Genomic DNA, 22,372 nt, shown 5'->3' on the forward strand with positions numbered 1-22,372 from the left:
TAGTGCTGGACATGAGGCCTGAAGGTTCAGCACGTCCGGTGCCATCCCTCGTCACCGTGTGCCGGTGATACGTGCGGACGCAGCGAGGCGCGTCGCTCGGGAAGCGACCCGCTCGTCCGTCACCTGCGAGAGCCGCGCGAGGAAGTCCGAGGCCCAGCCTTCCACGGAGAGCCGGGAGACCCTGGCCTTCAGCGCGTCCATCCGCGCGGCGTCGCCGGGCGTCTCGGGAGCGAGCGCGACGTGCTCGATCGCCGAGACGAGCCCCTCGTCGTCGTAGGGGTTGACGAGGTGCGCCTCGGGCATCACGTCCGCCGCGCCCGCGGTCGTGCTGAGCAGGAGCCGACCGTTCGGCCTGGGCCGCGTGGCGACGTACTCGAAGGCGACGAGGTTCATGCCGTCGCGCCTGGGCGTGACGAGCGCGGCGTCGGCCGCGAGGTAATACGCGGCGAGCTCGGTCGACTCGAAGCTCCGCGCGAAGAGGTGCACGGGCTTCCTGCGCAGCGCGCCGAAGCGGCCCTGGATGCGGCCGACCGCGGCCTCGATCCGCTGCCGGAGCTCACGATACGCCGGCACCGTCTCGCGGCTCGGCACGCCGATCTGCACGAAGGTGACGCGCTCGCGGGCCTCGGCGCTCTGCTCGAGCAGGCGCTCGAAGGCCTCGAGCCGCTCGGCGATGCCCTTCGCGTAGTCCATACGATCCACCGCGAGAAGCACACGCCCGCCGCCGAGATCGGCCCGGATCCGCGCGGCCTCTGCGGCCACGTCCTCGTCGCGCCCGAGCTTCGCCCACCCCTCGACGTCGATGCCGATCGGCCACGCCTCGATCCGCGCGGCGCGCGAGCCCCGCGGCACGACGATCGATCCTCCGTCGCTCGTGTGCGTGATGCCGAGCTCGTCGAGCGCGTCGCGGAAGGCGCGCACGTACCGCGGCACGTGCAGGCCCACGAGGTCCGCGCCGAGCAGGCCCTCGATGAGCTCGGAGGCCCAGGGCAACACCCGGAGGCTCTCGGCGGCGGGCCAGGGGATGTGCCAGAAGAAGCCGATCGTGAGGTCGGGCCTTCGCGCGCGGAGCAGGGCAGGGACGAGCGCGAGCTGGTAGTCGTGGATCCACACGATCGCGCCCGGCGGGGCGTTCTCGGCGGCCGCGTCCGCGGCCGCGCGGCAGACGTCGAGATACGCGCGCGTTTGCTCGGCCTGGAAACGGCAGACCTCGACGAAGCCGTGCGCGAGCGGCCAGAGCGCGCCGTTCGAGGCGCCTGCGTACCAGGCCGCGCGCATGGACGAAGGGATGGAGAGGGCACGAACGCGGAAGGGCAGCTCGCTCGTGTCGCAAGCGTCGTGATCGGCGCCCGTCGCGATCCAGGTGCCGCGCGCCCTCCGCATGAGCGGTAACAGCGCAGAGATGAGGCCGCCCGGCGCGCGGACGATGCCGTTCGGCGTGCTCACGAACGGCGCGCGCGCGCTCACGATGACGAGGCGGCGCGGGGATCGAGTCTTCATGGGGGACGGCCATGCGAAAGCGATGCCGTCGTGGGCGGTCTCGCGTACGAGGGGATGCCCGGCGCGGGATTTGCTCGACGCGCCTGCTCGTGTGGTAGGGTCGGAGATCGAGGAGACAACGTCCCGTGCGCCTGCATCGCTTCGCCCCGATCGCCACCGTCGCCGCCGTCGCGCTCGCCCTCCTGTCCTCTCGCCCTGCTTCGTCGCAGACGGCCGAGGAGAAGGCGGCCGCGCGCTCCCTGGCGCAGCAAGGCGCCGAAGCCCTGCAGAACAAGAACTACAGCGAGGCGATCGACCTGCTCAGCCGGGCCGAGGCGATCATCCACGCGCCGCCGCACCTGCTCTTGATCGGGCGCGGGCAGGTGGGTCTCGGCAAGCTGGTCGCCGCGCGCGAGACGTTCCTCAAGATCATCCGCGAGGAGCTGCCCGCGAACGCGCCCGCCGCGTTCAAGCGAGCCCAGGAGGACGCGCAGACCGAGCTCTCGGCGATCGAGCCCCGCATCGGCTCGTTGCGGATCGTGCTCACGGGGCCAGGCGCGGCGGATCCCTCGAAGGTGACGGTCAAGCTCGACGAGCAAGGCGTCACGTCCGCGCTCATCGGTGTGCACCGCCCGATCGATCCGGGGAAACACGTGGTGACCGCGACGGCGGCCGGGCGTAGCCCGGTCACGCAGGAGGTCACGCTCGGCGACGGCGAGAAAAAAGAAGTGTCGCTCGAGGTCGAGGCGCCCGCGGCGAACGCGCCGCCCGACGGACAAACCGGCGGGGGGGTCGGCCCGACGGGCCCGGAAAAACCGCAGAAGTCGAGCCCGCTCAAGTACGTGGGCATCGCCGGGATGGGCCTCGGCGGCGCGGGGATCATCACGGGCGCCGTGTTCACGGCGATGTTCGTGAGCAAGTCGAACGAGGCGGACGAAGCGTTCGCGGCCTGCCCCAGGCCGTGCCCCGACGCCGAGAAGGCGAAGATCGACGAGCTCGACAACGCCGCGGCCTCGCGCGGGACGGGCGCGATCGTGGGCTTCGCGGCCGGCGCCGCGCTGGCCGGCGCAGGCGTCGCGTTGTTCCTGATCGGGAGTAAGAAGCAGGACAAACCCGCGAGCGCGCTGGTGGTGCCGTACGTCGCGCCGAACAGCCTGGGGTTCGTCGGGCGGTTCTGACGTGGGCCTCACGCCTCATCCCGAGGAAGAGACGGGATGAGGTGAGGGAGCCGGTCAATACCCGAAGTCGCCGGTCGTACCGCCCTTGTTTGGCTTGGTCGTCGCCGTGGCGGAGGGCTTGGGGAGCGTGCCCCAGAGCTTGGTGGACGGCGTCCCGAGTGGTGCCGCGCTGCTCGTCGTCGGCGCCCCGCTCGCGACGGGATCCGTGGTCGTCGCCTCGGGCGGCGTCGGGTCGTCGAGGTCGATGGCGCTCGCGGTCGGCTCCGCGGTGGGGGGCGTGGCTGCGGGCGTTTCGACGGGCGCGGCGACGCTCGTCGCGATGGGCGGAGCGGCGCTCGTGGTGGCGGTCGGGATCGATCCGCCGGCCTGCGCCGAGTCTTTTTTGCCGAGCATCAGGTAACCCGCGACGCCGAGCCCCGCGATCAGGACGACCCCGACGAGCCCACCCACGACGGCGCCCGCGCGTGATGGCTTCGGCGCGGCGGCGCCCGAGGTGTGACCCCACGCGTTCGCCGTGCCTTGCGAGCCGTCGAGCGAGTGCCCGGTTTGTCCCGTCACGTGCATGCCGGGGATCACGCCGGGCGGAGGTGTCGCCATGCCGACGCCGGGGATCATGCCGGGCAGCGGCGTGTGCGCCATCGGGCCCGGGGCGACGAGCAAACCCGGCGGCATCGTGGGAGGACGCGCGCCGGGGACGATCATGGGCGGGCCTCCGCCGCGCGCGGCTTGCCACGCGAACAGCGCCTCCTTGAACTCGGCGCAGGACTGGAAGCGGTTCGCCTGCTCGCGCGCCATCGCGCGCTGGATGATCATGCAGAACTCGGGATCGAGGTCCGGGACGAACTGCTGCGGGGGCGGCGGCAGCTCGAGCGCGATCTTGAAGAGCAGCTCGTTGAACGTCTCGGCGCGGAAGGGGACCTGGCCCGTCGTCGCCTGGTAGAGCACGACGCCGAGCGCGTAGATGTCGCTGCGCGCGTCGACGACGGCCATGCCACGCGCCTGCTCGGGGGACATGTAATACGGTGTGCCCACGACCGAGCCGGCCCGCGTGACGTTCATCTCCTCGCCGTCGCCGCTGAGCTGCGAGAACTTGGAGACGCCGAAGTCGAGGATCTTCACGAAGTCGGCGCGGCCCGCCTTGTTCGGCAGGATGAAGATGTTGTCGGGCTTGAGATCGCGATGGATGATCCCCGCGGCGTGCGCGGCGGCGAGCGCGTCGAGCACCTGCGCCATGATCGGGATGCTCTGCGGCGGCGCGAGGCGGCCGGATCGCTTGATCCGGGCGCTCAAGGTCTCGCCGTCGAGGTACTCCATGACCATGTAACGCGCCCCGTCGGACAGGACGCCGAGGTCGAGCACCTCGCAGATGTGCTCCGAGCCGATCCTCCCTGCGGCCTGCGCCTCGCGTTCGAAGCGCGCGACGGTCTCACCCGAGCCGGAGACGCTCGCGTGCAGGACCTTGATGGCGACGCGGCGCTTGATCCGCGTGTTCTCGCCCTCGAAGACCGCGCCCATCCCTCCCGTGCCGAGGAGACGGACGATGCGGTACTTGTCGTCGATGACTTGGCCGGGGGTGAGGGTCATCTGGCCGTCGCTCGCGAGAAGCGGAAGGAATCCAACACGTATCGAGCTTACCACGGGTGCCGGGCGCGAGCCCAGGAGGCGCGAGGGGATCCGGGCACGAAAGGCCGCATCGACCCGGGGCGCCCCGGGGCCCGCTCTCACCGGGGCCTCGGGTCGACAAAGCGCCTTTGCCGGGACCGCGCATGTTCGTGTTAAGGTCGCCCCCGTATGTCGCTCTACGAGCTGTCGATCGACGACGCCCACCTTCGCGAGGCCGAGAGGCTCACATCGCTCGAGGGGAGGGGCTTTCCGACGCTGGTGACACGGTGGGAGTCGCGCCTGTTCGATCAGCCCTGGTCCACCACGCTGGTGCTCGACTACACGATCCCCCTGCCTCCGCTGCCCGCCTCGCAGCAGTTCATCGAGGTGAGGATCGCCGCGTATGTGGGCGGCGCGCCGACGAAGTTCCTCTACTTCGGCACGGAGATGAACTCGAGCGTGCCCCGCATCGGGCCCGAGATGGAGAACCAGATCGGGTGGACGAAGCAGTACCAGGAGTACCGGCTCGACGAACACACCTCGCCCGTCCCGTACCTCAAGCTGATCCAGACGACGCCGCGCATCTACGGCGCAGGCGCGCAGGACTATTACAGCCCCGCGATCAAGGTGGAGCGGTACGACGGGACCGCGTCGAGTGATCACCTCGCCGATCTGTTCCCGACGGTGGTGGCGAACCTGCCCTGCGTGAAGGGGCACCTGCTCACCGATCCCTCGGCCGGCCTCTGGAACGGCGCGCGGTACGTGGGGCAAACGGCGATCGCGATCCTGCGCCAGGGCAAGGTCGTCGGCATCCACCGGCGGATCGGGCGCACGGACAAGGACGCGGTGCCGCCGGAGATCAAGCGGCGTGATCCGAAGCTCGACGTGCTCAAGGAGTGGGTGTCGATCGATCTCGGATCGAGCACGACGGTCGTCGCCCTGCGCGGCGATCGCAGCGCGCCGGAGCTCGTGCGTATCGGCGCGACGAGCGCGCCCGTGGTCTCGGCCGACTACGAGAACCCGAGCGAGATCTCGTTCGAGCAGCTCGGGCGCACGCTGAAGGCATGGCGCGATCGCGTGATCCTGCCGATGACGCGCTGGGGCGAGGTCTCGATCGGGCACGCGGCGCGGGCCGCACGCAAGCGCGGCGGCGAGGAGACGATCGCGATCAGCGCGGCGACGCTCACGCACCTGCCGATGCTCCGCGAGCGCGTGGATCGCAAGGAGAAGATCTCGCTCCGCGGCCGCGGTGATCCCGAGACGCAGGAGACGCTCAAGAAGCCGGCGCCGCCGATCATCGACGAGGACGGGATCGGCGCGCACGATCCCTTCGATCCGATCGAGCTCTACGCCTATTACATCGGCCTGCACGTCAACCACAGGACGCGCGGCATCCACACGCGTTACCTCGTGGCGATGCCCTCGGGCTGGAGCGACGACCGGCGCAAGAGCGCGCTCGTCGCCGTTCGTCGCGGCATCTTCCGCAGCTTGCCCGCCGGCATGCTCGAGTTCCACGACATGGACATGCTGAACGTGGTCGACGCGGGCCCCGCGGCGATCCCCTTCGCCGCCTTCGCGTTCCGCGCGTTCGCCGTGCAGCCGAAGCCCGATCCGGTGCCCTTCGTGGCGATCGACGCGGGCGCGAGCGAGACGGGCGTGGTCTACGGCCTGTTCCGCAACGCCAAGCCCGACGAGCAGATGGAGGGCGGCTACGAGCGGATGATCGAGTACCTCGACCCGACGAGCATCCCGTGGTTCGGCGGCGAGCGGCTCCTGCACAGGCTCGCGTATCGGCTCTACGTGGCCGCGGAGGCGAGCGTGGGCGCGGCGCGCGTGCCCTTCGATCGTCCGAGCGAGGAGACGCCCGTGGGCGCGCTCGAGCACCTGCTCATCGCGAGCCCGGAGGGGCGCGCGAACGCCGAGGCCTTGAAGGACGCGATCCGGCCGCTGCTCGAGGGCGGCGACGCGCGCATGCCCAAGTCGATCAAGCTCGCGACGCTCGACGGGCCGTTCTTCGATTTCCCGCTCGAGGTGGATCGGCAATCGATCGCCGCGGAGATCGACGGCTGGTTCTCCGAGGCGGTCGAGGAGGTGCGCGTGGGCCTGGAGAAGGCGCTCGAGAAGATCGGGCGCGATCCGGATCCGTACGATGGTCTGCGCGTGATGCTCGGCGGCCGCATGAGCATGCACCCGGCGCTGCTCGACAAGCTCACGGCGACCTTGCCGAAGAACGTGAAGATTCACCGCTTCATCGAGCCCGATCGGCTGAACCTCGGCGCGCCGACCGTGAAGACGGCGTGCGCGCTCGGCGCCCTCGCGATGAAGTTCGAGCGCATCGGCGCGAACGTGCGCGCCGAGAAGCGGGACGCCTTCAAGTATCGCGTGGGGCGGAACCGCCACGGCCAGCTCGCCGACGTGCTCGATCCCGCGGTCGAGTACGACGTGTGGCGCGAGGTCGGCGCGTGCACGAAGCCGAACGTCGAGGTGCTCTACATGCGCGCCGAGGACGACGGCGAGGTCGCCGCCGACGATCCGCGCGTGGAGGTGTCGATCTGCAAGCTCGGCGCGACGGCCGTCGGGCAGCGGATCTACATGCGCGCGGTCGGCCCGATCCGCGTCGAGGTCAGCGTCGGTCCTCCCGGCGGCGAGCCTGCCGCGGGCGCGCCGGTGTGGTGGATCGATCTGAAGGAGAACCTCGCCCGGCCCAAGGCGTAGCTTCGTTCTCTCGAGGGAAGGGTGCGCTCGTCATGGGCGCACCCTTTTTCATTGGAGTTCCAACGATTATGGATGGCGCCGCGCAACGTAGAAAAAGTCGCGCGGCGACGGGTCCTTCACGTAGTCGGTCTCGCGGTAGTCGATCTTCGGCACGAGCGACGCGGCGAGGCTGCGCTCGGCGCCGGGCGGGTGATCGAAGAGCAGGAAGCGCGGAAAGGCGTAGTTGACGTCGAGCTGCGCCGCGGCGTGCGCGCCGGCGGCCTTTATCGCGCGCGCCAGCGATTGCGCCGTGACGGCCTCGCCGAGCGCGTAAAAGAGCGTGCGCCCCGTCGCGTCGACGCCGATCGCGGACCTGCGGATCACCGTCTCGCCGCTGACCGTCGCGCCCCAGTTCCTGTTGTACTCGGTGAGCTTCTTGTTGAGCTCGCCGCCTTCGACGAGGCACGCAGGTGTCTGCCGGTACGCCGCCATCTCGGGCTCGGTCGGCGCGAGCGCGGGCCAGGTGCCGATGCGGACCGAGCCGTCGCGGTAGAGGCCCACGGTGCAGGCGAATTTGCGCGGGGGCAGGAAGGTCTTGCCCTCGATCATCATGCCGTACTGCCCGTGCAGCGCCTTGAACCCGCCGTTGAAGGCCGCGACGAGATCCGGATGCTCGGCGCGCGGGATGAGGCCGGGTCGCGCGGAGAGCGGCACGTTTTCCGAGACGGGCTCGGTCGTGCCCGCGACGAGGCGGATCGTGACGCGTTGCAGGTCCATCGCGACCACGGCGACCGCGGCGAAACCGCGCTTCCGATCGGGGTGGACCACGGCCTTGGCCATGCTCGGCGGTTCGCCCTCGCGGCTGCCCTCGGCCATCACGAGCCACGTGCCGTCGCCCTTCGCCGCGACGTTGGCGAAGGGCGGATCGAAGCGCGGCGGGGGAAAACCCGGTGCATCGGGCGCGGACGCGTCGGGCGCGCCGTCGACCTTCGCAGGCACGAGCTCGGGCGCCGGCGCGGCGGGCAGGGCGGCCGGGGTCTCCCAGAACGTCGTCGGCGCCTCGTCGCCGTGGCGCCAGACGTTGACGCGGTCCGCGACGCCGTAGGCCGTGTCCTCGATCCACGCGACCACGGAGGGCCCGAGCACCGCGCGCACGCCGTCGGCGAGGGCGGGGCCGAAGCCGGGCACGTTGTGGATCGCCCACCACGTCGCGCCCCCTGCGACGAGCGTGACGCCGAGGCCGATGCCCAGGCGCCTTCGCCAGCGTCGCGGCTTCTTTTTCTTGTCTGTCTCGGGGCCGGTCACGGGGGCGGGAGGGTAGCCCAGGAAGCCCCGGGGACCCAAGCGGAGGCGTGTGTGCGGAACCTCAAACGACCTGGCCGTGCGCCATCGTTTTCGGCCCGTCCTTGAAGAGGATCTCGACCTTGCCGCGATCGATCACGCGCGCGACGACGCCGTCGCCGAACTTCGGATGACGGATGAGCTCGCCGGGGCCGAGCGTGAGCGTGACGCGGTAGGGCTTGAAGGCGCCCATCGGTTGCCCGGCGATCGCGTGCTCCCACTGCATCGTCTGGTCACGCTCGCGTTGCGCGGCGGCGCTCGCGCGGGCGCCCGACGTCTTGCGCTCCTCGCCGCCTTCGCGTCTCGTCGCGCTGGCCGACTTCGTCTTCGGCGCGAGCGGCGCGAGCTTCTCGCTCTTCGGGCGGCGGTAGAGGTGATGTGAGCCGCACGTCTTGCACTCGACCTTCTTCACCTCGTCGCCGACCATGGCGATGATGCGATGAGTCAGGTCGAGCTTGCATTTCGTGCAATAAGAATCGATCTCGCCACCGGTCTTCGGCTTCTTCGTGATCACGTACCCTCGCGTCTCTTGCGCTCGCGCCGCGTCTCTTTTCCTCGATCCTTGACCGTCACGTGCGCGGAGACGGACGGCTTCGGCAGACCCCTCTGGCTCTCCGTGGCTGCCGCCTCGCCCTCCTCCGGCTCCTCGGCGTCGGGCTCCGCGGCCGGCGCTTTTTCGGCCGGGCGCGCGTCGTTCGGGACGAAGCGGATCTCCGTCTTGATCTCGAACGAGAGCTTCGTGAGCACCTTCGTCAGCTCGTCGGCGAACTGCGTGTGCTCGAGGACGTCGCGGATCTCCTTCGCGACGACGCGGTAGAGCCCCGTCTTCGTGTCGTCGATCTGCTGGTAGAGGTAGTTCAGGACCTCTTTCGGCAGCTTCATGTCCCCCACGAAATGCCGAAGGGTGTCGGGGCCTTCGCTCAGCTTGCCGACGCCGGTCTCCACGGCGCGCTCGACGGCGCGCTTGAGCAGCTCCGGGATGGCGCGGTCGAAGGTGCGCCGCCGCTCCGTCTCCGGCTTCTCCCCCTCGGGCGGCTGCTCTTCACGGTGCGGAAGATCGTCGATGTCGCCCATCCGCCGGCTCACTAGCCAGGAAGGGGGGTGTCGTCAATCGGACATCGACACCCGGAGCCCCCAAACCTCCGCGACGACCGTTCCCTTTCCGCGCCGGGCGGCAAGCTCCACCGTCAGGGTATCGTCCTCCAGCGGACAGAACGGCCGATCAGGCTGGACGATGGGCCACCGATCCTCGCCATGATCCTTGGCGATCGACGTGCCCCGGCTCGATCGGACCACGACGTCGAGGTCGGTCACCGTCGGGTCGGCCACGGCAAAAACCCGATAACATTCGCCTTTTTTGGCCTTCAGCGGGAACGAAACCGGCGCGCCCCCCTCGGCGACCTCCCCCTCGAACGCCTCCTTCGTGACCCGCCGCATTCCGTTTGCAGGCCCACAGAGCATGGTCAGCCGGGTGAGGTCCTTCCGTGGATCCCCTTCGAGGCGAAAGTTGCCGTAACAACGAACCCAGGGACCACCCACACGAACGGGCGAGGCGACGGGATCTTCTTCGCGGGCGAGGGGACGCCCCGCTTCGGCGACGCCGCCGTCGGCGTCGGTCGGGGCCTCGCCGAGCATCGAGGGCGGGAGCTTGGGCAGGGGCGGGGTGGGCGGCGGGGACGAGGCGTCGACGGCGCCGCCGGCCTGCTCCCAGGGGCGCGGGCGGTCGCGGCAGGCGGCGAGGGAGAGGCACGCGAGCGCGACGAGCAGCGACGCGCGGCGCGGCGGGTTTGGCCGGGGAGGGTTCTGCGCTAGAGTCCGCGTCCCATGAACGTCTTCGCCGAGCGTCGCAGGCAACTCCTCGAGCGACTCCCGGGTGTGCTCGTCCTCCCGGCGGCGCCGGAGCTCATCCGCAACAACAGCGTCCACCACGAGTACCGCCAGGACTCCGACTTCCACTACCTCACGGGCTTCGGGGAGCCCGAGGCCGTGCTGGTTCTGGCCCCGAAGCACCCGGAACACAAGGTGGTTCTGTTCGTCCGGAAGCGAGACCCGGAGCGGGAGAAATACGACGGGTCGCGGGCCGGCGTGGAGGGCGCGAAGGCGGACTACGGCGCGGACGCGGCGTTCACCATCGACGAGCTCGACGACAAGCTGCTCGAGTACATGGAGGGCAACCGGAGGCTCTACTACCGGCTCGGTCAGCATCGATCCCTCGACGAGCGCGTGCTCCGCGCGAGGGAGCTCATCCGGCTGAAGGGGACGCGGACGAAGAAGACGTGGCCGACCGAGATCGTGGAGCCGGGCGACGTGCTGCACGAGATGCGCGCCTCGAAGTCGGAGGCCGAGCTCGGGTGGATGCGGCGCGCCGCGGCGATCACGCGCGACGCGCACCTCGGCGCGATGCGGCTCGCGGCGCCGGGTCGCTACGAGTACGAGGTCGAAGCTTTGATCCGCGAGGTGTTCCGGAAGAACGGCGCCGAGCGCACGGCGTATCAGCCCATCGTGGGATCGGGAGCGAACGCGACGATCCTGCACTACCACGCGAACAGGAAGCGGCTCGGCGAGGGAGAGCTGCTGCTCATCGATGCGGGCTGCGAGTACGAGTATTACGCGAGCGACGTGACGCGTACGTTCCCCGTGAGCGGCACGTTCTCGCCCCTGCAACGCAGGCTCTACGAGGTCGTGCTCGCCGCGCAGCTCGCCGCGATCGCGTCGGTGAAGCCGGGGACGACGGTGGACGCGATCCACGACATCACGGTGCGCACGCTGGTCTCGGGGCTCGTCCGCGAGGGACTGCTCTCGGGCGACGTGAACGAGATCATCGAGAAGGAGACGTACAAGCGGCTCTACCCGCACCGCACGAGCCACTGGCTCGGCATGGACGTGCACGACGTCGGGCACTACTACCGCGACGGCGAGGCGCGGCTGCTCGAGCCGGGGATGGTGCTGACGATCGAGCCGGGTCTCTACGTGGCGCCGGACGACGAGAAGGCGCCGGCGGAGTGCCGCGGGATCGGCATCCGCATCGAGGACGACATCCTGGTCACGGCCACGGGCTACGAGGTCCTGACGGCCGACATCCCGAAGGCGCCGGACGAGGTCGAGCGCGCCTGTCGAGACGCTTGAAGCAAAAAACGAAGGGCCACGCAGGGGAAGCGGCGTCGCGAGCCGTGACGCTCGTCGCGGAGCTCGCGGGCTGGTTCCGGAAGAGCGCGCGGGATCTGCCGTGGCGCAGGACGCGGGATCCCTACGCGATCTGGTTGTCCGAGGTGATGCTGCAGCAGACACGCGTGGAGACGGTGATCCCGTACTACGAGCGGTTCTTGCGGCGGTTTCCGGACGTGCGCGCGCTCGCGTCCGCCGAGCTCGACGAGGTGCTCTCGCTCTGGAGCGGGCTCGGCTACTACCGCCGCGCGCGGGAGCTGCATCGTTGCGCGCAGGAGGTCGCGGACAAACACGGAGGCGTCTTCCCCGCGGAGGCCGCGGAGCTGCGTAAGCTGCGCGGGATCGGCCCGTACACCGCGGGGGCCGTGTCGAGCATCGCGTATGGCAGGCCCGCGGCGCTCGTGGACGGCAACGTCGCGCGGGTGCTCGCGCGCCTCGAGGCGATCGAGGACGACGTGAAGAGCACTGCGGGCATGAAGCGAATCTGGAGCGTGGCGGAGGAGCTCGTGCCGCGGGAAGAGCCCGGCGCGTGGAACCAGGCGCTCATGGAGCTCGGCGCGACGATCTGCACGCCGCAGAGCCCCGCCTGCTTGATCTGCCCGGTGCGTGACGCGTGTTCGGCGCGGGCGCAGGGCAGGGAGCGCGAGCTGCCGGTCGTGGGCGAGAAACGAGCGTCGCCACGCGTGACGATGGTGGCGGCGGTGGTGGAGCACGAGGGGCGCTTCCTGTTCGCGCGGCGCAAGGAAGGTGGGCTCTTCGGCGGGTTGTGGGAGCCGCCGATGGTCGAGGCGAAGACGGCCGAAGACGCGAAGGCCTCGCTCTGCGGCGCGGGCGTCGCGATCGAGGCGAAGCTCGTGGAGGCGGGGCGCGTCGAGCACGTGCTCACGCACCGCGAGCTCGACGTGCTCGTCCTGCGCGCGCGCGTGGATCGGCCATGGCCCCTCGAGGCGCCGACGACGGCGCCTTACGAGAGGCTCGCGTGGATGGAGCGAGGCGCCGAGGGCGTCGGCGTCTCCACGCTGGCGCGCAAGATCCTGGCCGCGGCGAAGCCGGAGAAGAAGGGCGCTCCGCGGAGCAAGAAGGCTCGCGCGTAGCGCCCCGCCCGCTCCCTCACTCCGTCGGCCCTGCGCGCTTGCGCGAGGCTGGCTTGTGTTGCTCGCGCGCCGCGTCTTCCAGGCCGGCGCGCTCGTCCTCCGAGAAGTACACGTCCTCGGCCTCGGCGCCGATCTCCTCGACGAGGAAGGGCGTGTCGAGGTCCTGGCCCTCGTCCGACATGATCATGTCGCTCATGTCGCGGCCACGCGTCGCGCCCTCGAGGAACTCGGCCCCGAGGTCACCGGCGAGATCCGCGGCCGCGTCGGCATTGTCGGGATCGAAGGAAAAACCCTCGCTGACCTGATCGTTCGGGTGATGCCGGAAGACCCGGTCGCTGTCGTCGAGCGTGTGCACGGGCTCGTCCATGGCGTCGGCCGGATGCACCTTGCCCGGCAGAGGCGGCGCGGCGAACTCGTCGAGGTCTTCGAGCACGGGCCGCGGGGCCCGCTCCTCGAACGACATCCCGGCGCGCAGCGAGGGGACGTCGCTGTGACGGCTCTGGCTGCTGCGTACGCTCGATGCGGGGGGCTGTGCCTCGGTAGACGAGGCGGACGCCCGCGCGTGTTTCGCCCCGGATCGGGCCGGCTTGAGGGGTTTGTTGCTGTTCACGTCGGGCCCGAATGCAAGAGTCGCGCGCGTGATTTGACGTGCGAAGAACGCACGTTACGCGGTAAGACCCGAGGGCCCCAGCATGCGCGAAAAACGCCCGCGGCCCCGCCGTTCGACGGCCCTCGTGACGACGGTCATGACAGGGTGCATCCTCGCCTGGGCGAAGGTCGCGTCCGCGGGTGAGGCCGCGCCGGCCTCGGGGGAAGAGGACGAGGCAGCGGCGAGGCGAGCGCTCCTCTACGAAACGCTCTCGGCGAAGCCCAAGGGGTACGTGCGCACGCTCGCTGGCCTCTCGTTTGGCTCCGGGCTGCGCTTCAACAACCCGTATCGTCTCGCCACGCAGCTCGGCGCGTCGGCCGAGTCGCCGAGCGCGACCGCTCCGTACCTGATGCTCACGGGCGCGCTCGCGTTCGGGCCGCCCGATGGCTTGCAGCATGGAGGGACGCTCGGGCTCTCCATCGCGCTCTCGGGCGTCGGGCAAACCGTGCTCACCCCCGGGTACACCCTGATGTACCGCGGCCCGGGTCGACTGCTCGTGTACGGGCGAGCCGGCCCTTCGATCGTGCTCTCGCCCGACCTCAACGTGGGCCTCGAGGTCGCCGGCGGCACCGCGTTTTTCGTGACGGGCGGGCTCGGGCTCGTGCTCGACGTGGCGGGCAACCTGTTTTACGGCGCGAGCACGTGGGAGAAAAAATACCCGACGTATCCCGTGCTCTCGGCGTCGCTCGGCGTGATCGTCGACGTGGAGTTCTTGCCATGACGCGTGACCGGACACGGCCGCGCCGCGTGATCGGTCGCGCCGAGATCCTTCGCCTCGCCGCGACGCTCGTCCTCGTCGTCGCCGCGCCGACCGTGGGCGACATCGGGAGCTGCGGCGAGCCGCCCGCGGATCTCGACGCGGCCGCGTTCTTCCGCGAGAAGGCCGCCGTCGACTGCGCGCGTTGCCAGGCGTGTGACCTCAGCACCGCCGCGTGCACGCGCGCCTGTGATCCGGCGCAGCCGCTTCCGACCTTCCCCGAGGGCTGTTTCCCCATCGTGCACGACGGCGAGGTTTGTCTACGCGCGCTCGAAGCGGCCTCGTGCGACACGTACGCGAGCTTCGTCGCCGACGAGGGATCGACGATCTCGACCGAGTGCAACTTCTGTCCCCCGGAGGCGAAGCCGTGAGGCTCGCGCGGCGCCTCGACGCACGAGGGCTCGTCCTCGCGGCGCTCCTCGCCGGCCTCGCCTCGGGCTGCGCCGCGTTGCGCCCCGTGACGACGTCCGCGGCCGAGTACAGCGCGTACCGCACGACGCGCGTCTCGCCCACGCTCGAAGGCCGCATCGTCGCGGCGGCGCGTTACCTCGCGCGTTACCCCGACGGCGCGTTCGTGACGGAGGTCCGCGGCTTCTACACGATGGCCGAGCCGCTCTACTTCGAGGAGCACCGCGCGACGGCCGAGGGCCTACACGTCTACCTCGCTGCGCTCCCGCGTGGCCCCCACGCCGCGGAGGCGCGTCAAAGGCTCGAGCGCCTCGCCGAGAAGGGACCCCGCGCGGAGGGTGGCTTCGATCGAGCCGTCATGGACACGAACGCGAGGCTCGCGAGGCTCGCCGGCGAGCGCGGCGCCGCGCGCGAGCAGATCACGACGTCGCTCCGCATGTGGCTCGATCCGGACGCGTTCGCGCGCCCTCTCTCGGAGGCCAAGGCGGAGCTCGTCGTCCCGTGGAGCCTCTCGCTCCCGAGGCCGCGGTGCACGTGGAACGACGAGGCCCCCGGCGGAGAGATGCGCTGCGAGAAGCTCTTCGAGTTGCCTTACGAGGTCAGGAGAGGCGAAGGCACGGAGGAGCGTCAAGCGACCGTCGAGGTCGTGGTCGTCGAGGACGCGCGTGGCAGGCCGCGACGCGTCACGATCGGCGGACCGGATCTCTTCGTGCGCCTCGAGGAGACGTTCAGCGGACGCGCGATCGAACCCGGGGATCCGAGCGGCCGCGCGGCGGGCGTCTCCCGCGCGACGGCGCTCGTGCGGCGGGAGTTTTTCGCGCGGATCTCGGACGATCCGTCGTGTCGCAAGCGCTCCCGCGCGCCGAAGATCCTCGAGCTCGCCTGCGGCGGCGTACGTGCCACCGTGGAGGCCGCCCTCGACAGCACCGACGACGACCACATCGTGATCACCCCGATGTCCTCCGACTGAGCCCGAGGCGCGCATCGGGGACCCCGCGGCTCCCCGGATACGAGCCTCGTGTGATACACCTTCGTGCAGTGGAGATCGGCCGCGTCCTCGCCGAGCGTTACGCGCTGGTCCGCCCCCTCGCGGAGGGAGCGATGGCGACCGTTTGGGTCGCAGAGGATCGCGACACCGGCGGCGAGGTCGCGATCAAGTCGATCTCGCTCGACGCAGCCGGATGGCGCGCCGAGGTGCGTGACCGCTTCATGAAGGAGGCGCGCCTGCTCGCGCTCGCCCGGCACGAGCACCTCGTCGGCGTGCGCGACGTGGGCGAGACCGAGGACGGCTTCCTCTACCTCGTCCTCGACCTGCTCGACGGCGAGACGCTCGCCGATCGCATCACCCGCGATCCGCCCCTCGACTGGAAGGAAGCCGGCGCGATCTCGCTGGCGATCACGCGAGGCGTCGCCGCCCTGCACCACGCTGGGATCGTCCATCGCGACCTCAAGCCCGCAAACATCGTCCTGCATCAAACGAAGGAAGGGACGGTGCCGAAGATCATCGATCTCGGCATCAGCAAGGTGCGCGCAGCGGCGGCGGATCCCGAGCTCTGCGCGACCCTCACGGCGACGGGGCAGGTGCTCGGCACGCCGCAGTACATGAGCTACGAGCAGGCCCTCGGAGATCCAGACGTCGACGCGCGCAGCGACGTCTGGGCGCTCGGCGTGATCCTCTACGAGATGCTCGCGCGCAGGCGCCCGTTCGAAGCGCCCAACGCGAACGCGGTGCTCGCCGCGATCCGCCGCAAGGACGCGCCCGCGCTCGCCGAGGTCGCGAGCGACGTGCCCGCCGCGCTCGCGAAGCTCGTCGATCGATGCCTGCTCACCGAGCGCGAAGGGCGCTTCAAGGACGCCGCCGAGATGGCCGAAGCCCTGGAGATCGCGCTCTGCTCGGCCGCCGCGGACCCGACGCCCGCAGAGCCGCCGCCCGAGGCGAAGAAACCCGCGAGCACATCCTCCCCGAGGCTCTCGCCACCGCCCATCACGACGCCGAAGCCACGCCGCTCCCGCGCCGTCGCCGCCCTCTTCCTCGCCGCCGGCGCGGCCGTCCTGGGCGCGACGATCGCCGTCGTCGTCACGAAGGATCGAGCCCCGACGCCGCTCGCCCCCACGAAGCCAACGAGCAGCGCCGCCGCGGCGACCACGCAGCCCGAAGCCCCTCGAGCGAAGCCCACGCCGATCCCGACACAAGCGGGAGCGACCCCGACGTCCGCGCCCGCAATACGCCCCGTGGTGCAAGCAACCAGCACGACCGCCACTTCAGCCTCGCCCCCGGCCACGCGCCCCGCGCTCACCACGACGCGAGGCGGCACGAAACCCCTCACGCAGGTGAACGAGGCGGGTTTCTAGAGTACACGGCGCCCGTTCATGATACCCACGGGTGGACCGTGAGCGACACCGCTTCCCCCAAGCTGCCCGCGACCGAAATCGCGCCCCGCCAAGCAAAACAAGGCGGCGGCGTTGCGCGCCTCGTCGTCACCCAGGGACCGGGTGCCGGCAAGACGCTGCTCGTCACGCGCGCCCGCGCCACCGTGGGCCGACACCAGACCAACGACCTCGTCCTACCCGACCCACGCGTCTCCGCGACGCACCTCGAGCTCGAGCGCAGGCCCGAGGGCCGCGTGCTCGTGCGAGACCTCGGCACGACGAACGGCACGTGGCTCGGACCGCACCGCCTCAGCGAAGCCGAGCTCGGCCCGGGCGCGCTGCTCAAGCTCGGCGACTCGCTCGTCCGCGTGGAGGTCGACGACCGCGCCGAGCCCGAGCGCGGCAGCGAAGGCGGCCGATTCGGCGGCCTCATCGGCATCTCCGCCGAGATGCGTGAGCTCTTCGCGACACTCGAGCGCGTCGCGCCGAGCCAGCTCACCGTGCTCGCGCAAGGCGAGACCGGCACGGGCAAGGAGGAGCTTGCCCGCGCGATCCACAAGCACTCGCCGCGACGCGAGGGCCCGTTCGTCGTGCTCGACGCAGCCACGATCCCGCCGACGCTCGCCGAGAGCGTACTCTTCGGCCACGAGCGCGGCGCATTCACCGGCGCCGACACACGCCACATCGGCACGTTCGAGCGCGCCCACGGCGGCACGTTGTTCATCGACGAGATCGGCGAGCTGCCGATGGACCTGCAGCCAAAGCTCCTGCGTGTCCTCGAGAGCCGCTCATTCTCCCGCGTAGGCGGCCACGAGCTCATCCCGGTCGACTTCCGCCTGATCGCCGCGACCCACCGAGACCTCCGCGCCGAGATCGAGGCGCACCACTTCCGCGAAGACCTCTACTTCCGCCTCGCCGAAGCACGCGTCTTCCTGCCGCCGCTCCGCGGCCGCCCCGCCGACATCCCGCTGCTCGCGCGCCATTTCCTGGAGGAACTCTCCACCTCCGAGCGCCCACTCTCCATCACGGAGGAGGCGCTGCGAAGCCTCACGCTGCGCAAGTGGCCAGGCAACGTGCGCGAGCTGCGCAACGTGATCGCGCGCGCGGCAGCACTCTGCCAGGACGGCACCATCACGGAGAACGACCTCGCCGGCGAAGGTTTTGGTTTCCGCGGCAGCGAGGCCGAGCGCGAACCGTTGGACCTCCAAGGAACGTTCGCCGAAGCAAAGTCCCGCGCAATCGATCGTTTCGAGCGCGCCTACCTCGACGCCCTCGTCCGCCGCTGCGGCGGCAACCTCTCGAAGGCCTCACGCCAAGCCGACGTCGCCCGCAACCACCTGCGCGCCTTGCTCAAGAAGCGCGGCCTGTACGACCCCGGCGATACCTGAGCCTCCACGCGCGTTCGTCGACCCGCAAGGACACGATCCGAGGTCCAAACGTGACCTTGCGAGTCGTCAAGAGCGCACTCGCCGTCCCCACACGTTCCTGCCACCTCGCCAGGACGTGATCCGTGTGCCGTTTGTACTCCTGTCCACTCACCAGAGCGCAATCGGACCTCCCAGCGCGCACTCGTCAACTCGCCAGCGCAGGATCCCGACGCCCAGCGCGCACTCGTCAGTTGACGAGTTCACACTCCGACGCGGTTCGCGTGCCTGTCGACTCGCGAGGACACGCGGGCAGCTCGGATCGCGCCCTCGTCGACACGCAAACGAGTGAGTTAGGCCGGAGGAGAGGGAAGGGGCGCTGCCCCTTCGACCCCGGGAGGGGGCTGTCCGCCCCCTCCACCCCGGACCAGGCAGGGCCTGGACCCAGGGTGGATGGCCCGATGGGCCATCCAAGGGATCAGATCGTCAGGATTTCGGTGTGTTCGCCCCAGGCCGCGCGCAGCACGTCGCTGATCTCGCCAACCGTCGCGCCCACCTTCACCGCCGCAAGGATCGGCGGCAGTAGATTTTCCCGACCCCGCGCCGCGCGATCAATCACGCCGAGAGACTCCGCCTTCGCCGGCGTGTCGTGCTCGGCCCGCCACGCGCGCGTCCGCTCGGACTGCTCACGCTCGATGCGTGGATCAATCTTCATCACCGGTACAGGCGGGCTCTCCGAGGCGAACTCGTTCAGCCCCACGATGATCCGCTTCTTCTCCTCGATCTCGAGCTGATAACGATACGCCGCCGCCTGGATCTCGCGCTGCACGTAGCCCTGCTCGATCGCCGCGACCATCCCGCCAAGCTCGTCGATCCTGCGGATGTAGTCGCGCGCCGCCTCCTCGAGCCGCGTCGTCAGCGCCTCGACCACATAACTGCCGCCGAGCGGATCCACGAAGTCCGTCACACCCGACTCGTAGCCAATCACCTGCTGCGTCCGAAGCGCCAAGGTCGCCGCCTCCGCCGTCGGCAACCCGAGCGCCTCGTCGAAGCCGTTGGTGTGCAAACTCTGGCAACCCCCGAGCACCGCCGCGAGCGCCTGCATCGCCACCCGCACCACATTCACCATCGGCTGCTGCGCGAGCAGCGTCATGCCCGCCGTCTGGCAGTGGAACTTGAGCGCCCGCGCCCGATCCGTCTTCGCGCCGAAGCGCGTCTGCATGATCGAAGACCACAACCTGCGCGCCGCCCGAAACTTCGCGATCTCCTCGAGCAAGTTGTTGTGCCCGTTGAAGAAAAACGAGAGCTGCCCGCCGAAGTCGTCCACGTCGAGCCCAGCCTCGACGGCAGCCTTCACGTAGGCAATCCCGTCAGCGAGCGTGAACGCGATCTCCTGCGCCGCGTCGCAGCCAGCCTCACGCATGTGGTAGCCGCTGATCGAGATCGTGTTCCAGTGCGGCACGTCCTTCGAACAAAACGCGAAGATGTCGCTGATGAGCCGGAGCGAAGGCCGCGGCGGATAGATGTACGTCCCGCGCGCCACGTACTCCTTGAGGATGTCGTTCTGGATCGTGCCACGCAGCTTGTCCCTCGGGACCCCAGCCTCGTCCGCGACGGCGACGTAAAGCGAGAGCAACGTCGCCGCCGTCGCGTTGATCGTCATCGACGTCGAGATCGTGTCGAGCGGCAACCCCGCGAGCAGCCGCCGCATGTCACCGAGCGAGTCGATCGCCACACCCACGCGCCCCACCTCGCCAGCCGCGAGCGCATGATCCGAGTCGCGCCCCATCTGCGTCGGCAGATCAAACGCGACCGAGAGGCCCGTTTGTCCTTGCGAGAGCAGGTAGTGGTAACGCTTGTTCGACTCCTCCGCGGTGCCGAACCCCGCGTACTGACGCATCGTCCAGAGGCGCCCGCGGTACATGTTCGGCTGCACGCCACGCGTGAACGGAGGCATCCCCGGGAAGCCGAGATCCCGCGCAGGATCGAAGCCCAGACGCTCGAGCGTCTCCTCGTCGTAGAGATCGTCCGCGTCGATCCCCACCGATCCCGGAGGCCCCGAGAGCAACGGAGCACGTGGCCTCGCCGCCTTGCGCGCCTTCGCGAGACGCTTTCCAAACTCGTCGCGCTTCGATCGATCGTCGTTGCTGCTGCTCATCGTTCGTCGTCCTCGACGTTCATCCTCGCGCGGACAGGAGCCGCGCGAGCGCCTCACCCACGGCGCGGGCAAGCTCATCCATCCTGCGCGTGCCCGTCAACGTGTCGCCGAGCTCGTCGACCATGAGCACCGCCGCCGGCCGCCCCGCCACGCGCACCGCCACGACCGCCACGTCCGGGCTCGCTCGCTCCATCACCTCGAGCAACCCCGCATGCGCCTGCGTCTCGGGCACGGGGCCGAGGTAGATCGACGTCGCCGTCGCCGTCGCGAACACGCTCGGCACGTCGTGCGGGATCGAGAGCGCTCGCAGCGCCTCCTCGTCCCCGAACTCCTCGTTGCACGTCCAGCCGTGGAACCCGTCGCGCTTGACCGCGAAGAGCGCCACCCGACGCGCGAAGAGCGCCGCACCCCCGAGCGCGAGCGACACGATCTCGTCACGCGTCGCAGCTCGCCCGAGCGCCCCGAGGATCGCGCTCGGATCCGGAAAGGGCAGGGGAGGCGGCCCCACGAACGTCTGGCGTTGCGGCTCCTCCTCGTCGTGCCCCTCGGCCGGCACAGGCGCCGGCGCCTGGCCCTTCGCGGGCACCGGGAGCGACATCGCAGGCGGCGGCACCGACACGCCACCCCGACGCGCCGACGGCGCAGGCGCAAACGAGTTCGGCCCCGCGATCGGCTCCGCGATCGGAGCCCCCAGCACCGGCGCGAGCGGACCCGCGACGGGCGCGTCGTGGGTCGTCCAGATCGACGCCGAGCGCGGCGCCTTCTCGTCGCTCGACGCGTCCTCCACGACGCGCGGCGCCGTGCCCCCGTCGCTCGACGGCACACGCGAAAAGACCGACGGATCCAGGGTCGGACGTGTCGCGCCGCGCCACGCCGTGAGCTCGGGCGGCGCCACCGCGAGCGGCGACGGCACCGACGCCGGGCCGGGCGGCGGCGTCGACGGAAACGACACTCGCGGCGGATCGTCCGGAGCCGCCGACGCAGCCGCGGCCTTCGTCGTCGGCAACGCCGATCGAACGGCTCGCTCGACCGGCGCAGCGCCACGCAGCGTCCCCGGCGTCCCGCGTCGTGTCGCGGGCGCGGACGCGTGCGCCGCGTCCACGTCGCTCCCCTCCGGCACACGTTTGACCAGCGGGATCGGCGTGCTGATCGTCGGCGGCGGCGGGAGCGACGACACCGGCGCGCCGTACGGCGATGCAGGCGTCGCCCGCCGTGATCGATTCTTCTTCGGGGCCTCGGGGTGCGCCGCCGTGAGCTCGATCCGCCGGATCGCCTCCTCGACCGCGCCGATCGGCGCCCGCAGCACCCGCACCGGCGCGCCGAGGTGAAACGACATCTCCGACTCGATGTGCGTATCCAGCGGATCGGCCGCGGCCACGTCGACCGTCCCCGTGAACGGATCGAGCCGCGTCGGCAGCGCGCAGAGCCTGCGACAGAGCGCGCGCGGAAGCTTCGCCACGAGATCCGGCGCGCCTTGCACGTGACGTAGCCCCGGCCCTGCGTACCGCGCGATCTCCTCGTCGAGCTCGGCCTCCGTGATCGCCCCGCGATCCACGAGCGCGCGCGTGAACGGGATCCCTCGCACGACCGACAGGAGAAGCGCCGCCTGCACCTTCTCCCGCGTCACCAGGTTCGCCGCGATCAGGCGTCGCCCCAACTCGACCGACACGGGGCGAACGATATCACTCTTCATGTCGGCGAGGGGCCCGATGGCCCCTCAACGCGACGCTGGAAACTGGAAGACGACCTCGGTCTGTCGCACGAGCCCGAGGTTGTCCCGCGCGATGCGCTCGACCGCCGTCGGATCGTCCCGCAGCCGCTCGACCCGCCCGCGCAGCGCGTCGATCTCGCGCCTGAGCTCGGCGCTCTCCTCTTCCACCTGCTCGAGCTCCCGCTCGAGGCCCCGCAGCCGCGGCAAGCCCTCGGGGGAGAGGATCATCACAGGCACCCCGATGACGGCCACGACGAGGATCCCGACCGGCAGCACCCGCTCGATCGCCAAGGTGAGTCGACGCACGTCTCCCTCCCTGCCATGGCCGGGGGCGTTCGGTCAACTTTCCGGGCTCCCGCCGTCCGGAAAGCGCACGCTTTTTTGGATCGGTTGTTCTTCGCG

19 protein-coding genes are annotated in these 22,372 nt (G+C 70.4%); 9 read left to right on the forward strand and 10 right to left on the reverse strand.

The features are described from left to right. Nucleotides 1-51 precede the first annotated feature (51 nt). The gene (locus GF068_RS01000) at nucleotides 52-1,500 is read right to left on the reverse strand and encodes an alpha,alpha-trehalose-phosphate synthase (UDP-forming) (protein WP_153817417.1); all 1,449 of its coding nucleotides are present in this window, start codon (nucleotides 1,498-1,500) and stop codon (nucleotides 52-54) included. Between the two features lie 125 nt (nucleotides 1,501-1,625). Here GF068_RS01000 and GF068_RS01005 point away from each other — a divergent pair, with 125 nt between their 5' ends. Next, the gene (locus GF068_RS01005) at nucleotides 1,626-2,657 is read left to right on the forward strand and encodes a peptidase associated/transthyretin-like domain-containing protein (protein ID WP_153817418.1); all 1,032 of its coding nucleotides are present in this window, start codon (nucleotides 1,626-1,628) and stop codon (nucleotides 2,655-2,657) included. Between the two features lie 54 nt (nucleotides 2,658-2,711). On the opposite strand, the gene GF068_RS01010 is transcribed toward GF068_RS01005, so the two are convergent. Continuing rightward, a complete protein-coding gene (locus tag GF068_RS01010; protein ID WP_153817419.1) occupies nucleotides 2,712-4,241 on the reverse strand; it encodes a serine/threonine protein kinase in 1,530 nt (509 codons plus the stop codon). A gap of 207 nt (nucleotides 4,242-4,448) precedes the next feature. Here GF068_RS01010 and GF068_RS01015 point away from each other — a divergent pair, with 207 nt between their 5' ends. Continuing rightward, nucleotides 4,449-6,974, forward strand: a complete 2,526-nt coding sequence (locus GF068_RS01015; RefSeq protein ID WP_153817420.1) for a hypothetical protein — start codon at nucleotides 4,449-4,451, stop codon at nucleotides 6,972-6,974. A 66-nt stretch (nucleotides 6,975-7,040) separates the two neighbouring features. On the opposite strand, the gene GF068_RS46810 is transcribed toward GF068_RS01015, so the two are convergent. The 4 genes from GF068_RS46810 to GF068_RS01035 form a co-directional block, all read right to left on the reverse strand. Next, nucleotides 7,041-8,258 carry a phosphodiester glycosidase family protein gene (locus tag GF068_RS46810; protein ID WP_153817421.1) on the reverse strand — a complete coding sequence of 406 codons (1,218 nt, stop codon included), beginning with the start codon at nucleotides 8,256-8,258 and terminating at the stop codon, nucleotides 7,041-7,043. A 61-nt stretch (nucleotides 8,259-8,319) separates the two neighbouring features. After that, nucleotides 8,320-8,808, reverse strand: coding sequence for a hypothetical protein (locus GF068_RS01025; RefSeq protein WP_240806559.1), 489 nt, complete (start codon nucleotides 8,806-8,808; stop codon nucleotides 8,320-8,322). After that, complete coding sequence (locus GF068_RS01030; protein WP_153817422.1) at nucleotides 8,805-9,368, reverse strand: hypothetical protein; 564 nt, start codon at nucleotides 9,366-9,368, stop codon at nucleotides 8,805-8,807. Before GF068_RS01030 ends, GF068_RS01025 begins: the two co-directional genes overlap by 4 nt. Nucleotides 9,369-9,401: 33 nt before the next feature. Further along, nucleotides 9,402-10,148 (reverse strand): hypothetical protein, encoded by a 747-nt coding sequence (locus tag GF068_RS01035; protein WP_153817423.1) that lies wholly within the window; start codon nucleotides 10,146-10,148, stop codon nucleotides 9,402-9,404. Here GF068_RS01035 and GF068_RS01040 point away from each other — a divergent pair. Together GF068_RS01040 and mutY are read left to right on the forward strand one after the other, a co-directional pair. Next, nucleotides 10,119-11,420 (forward strand): aminopeptidase P N-terminal domain-containing protein, encoded by a 1,302-nt coding sequence (locus GF068_RS01040; protein WP_153817424.1) that lies wholly within the window; start codon nucleotides 10,119-10,121, stop codon nucleotides 11,418-11,420. The genes GF068_RS01035 and GF068_RS01040 overlap by 30 nt on opposite strands. 44 nt (nucleotides 11,421-11,464) lie before the next feature. Continuing rightward, nucleotides 11,465-12,553 carry an A/G-specific adenine glycosylase gene (gene mutY / locus GF068_RS01045; protein WP_338046147.1) on the forward strand — a complete coding sequence of 363 codons (1,089 nt, stop codon included), beginning with the start codon at nucleotides 11,465-11,467 and terminating at the stop codon, nucleotides 12,551-12,553. A 16-nt stretch (nucleotides 12,554-12,569) separates the two neighbouring features. Here the strand turns inward: mutY and GF068_RS01050 are convergent, their stop codons facing one another. Beyond that, nucleotides 12,570-13,016: a hypothetical protein gene (locus GF068_RS01050; RefSeq protein ID WP_153817425.1), complete on the reverse strand. Its 447-nt coding sequence runs from the start codon at nucleotides 13,014-13,016 to the stop codon at nucleotides 12,570-12,572. Between the two features lie 229 nt (nucleotides 13,017-13,245). On the opposite strand from GF068_RS01050, the gene GF068_RS01055 reads away from it, so the two are divergent. From GF068_RS01055 to GF068_RS01075, 5 genes are read left to right on the forward strand one after another with little or no spacing between them, the layout of a single operon-like run. Continuing rightward, a complete protein-coding gene (locus GF068_RS01055; protein ID WP_153817426.1) occupies nucleotides 13,246-13,923 on the forward strand; it encodes a hypothetical protein in 678 nt (225 codons plus the stop codon). Then, nucleotides 13,920-14,330: a hypothetical protein gene (locus GF068_RS01060; RefSeq protein ID WP_153817427.1), complete on the forward strand. Its 411-nt coding sequence runs from the start codon at nucleotides 13,920-13,922 to the stop codon at nucleotides 14,328-14,330. The genes GF068_RS01055 and GF068_RS01060 overlap by 4 nt, the downstream gene beginning before the upstream one ends. Further along, a complete protein-coding gene (locus GF068_RS01065) occupies nucleotides 14,297-15,337 on the forward strand; it encodes a hypothetical protein (RefSeq protein WP_153817428.1) in 1,041 nt (346 codons plus the stop codon). The genes GF068_RS01060 and GF068_RS01065 overlap by 34 nt, the downstream gene beginning before the upstream one ends. Before the next feature lie 50 nt (nucleotides 15,338-15,387). Continuing rightward, entirely contained in the window at nucleotides 15,388-16,719 is a 1,332-nt protein-coding gene (locus GF068_RS01070) for a protein kinase domain-containing protein (protein ID WP_153817429.1), read from the forward strand. A gap of 38 nt (nucleotides 16,720-16,757) precedes the next feature. Continuing rightward, nucleotides 16,758-18,125 (forward strand): sigma 54-interacting transcriptional regulator, encoded by a 1,368-nt coding sequence (locus GF068_RS01075; RefSeq protein WP_153817430.1) that lies wholly within the window; start codon nucleotides 16,758-16,760, stop codon nucleotides 18,123-18,125. Between the two features lie 454 nt (nucleotides 18,126-18,579). Here the strand turns inward: GF068_RS01075 and GF068_RS01080 are convergent, their stop codons facing one another. From GF068_RS01080 to GF068_RS01090, 3 genes are read right to left on the reverse strand one after another with little or no spacing between them, the layout of a single operon-like run. After that, a complete protein-coding gene (locus GF068_RS01080) occupies nucleotides 18,580-20,259 on the reverse strand; it encodes an acyl-CoA mutase large subunit family protein (RefSeq protein ID WP_153817431.1) in 1,680 nt (559 codons plus the stop codon). A gap of 19 nt (nucleotides 20,260-20,278) precedes the next feature. Then, the gene (locus tag GF068_RS01085; RefSeq protein WP_170319240.1) at nucleotides 20,279-21,928 is read right to left on the reverse strand and encodes a GspE/PulE/PilB domain-containing protein; all 1,650 of its coding nucleotides are present in this window, start codon (nucleotides 21,926-21,928) and stop codon (nucleotides 20,279-20,281) included. Between the two features lie 48 nt (nucleotides 21,929-21,976). Beyond that, a complete protein-coding gene (locus GF068_RS01090) occupies nucleotides 21,977-22,276 on the reverse strand; it encodes an FtsB family cell division protein (protein ID WP_338046149.1) in 300 nt (99 codons plus the stop codon). Nucleotides 22,277-22,372 lie beyond the last annotated feature (96 nt).

It is taken from the genome of Polyangium spumosum (assembly GCF_009649845.1).
Taxonomy (GTDB): domain Bacteria; phylum Myxococcota_A; class Polyangia; order Polyangiales; family Polyangiaceae; genus Polyangium; species Polyangium spumosum.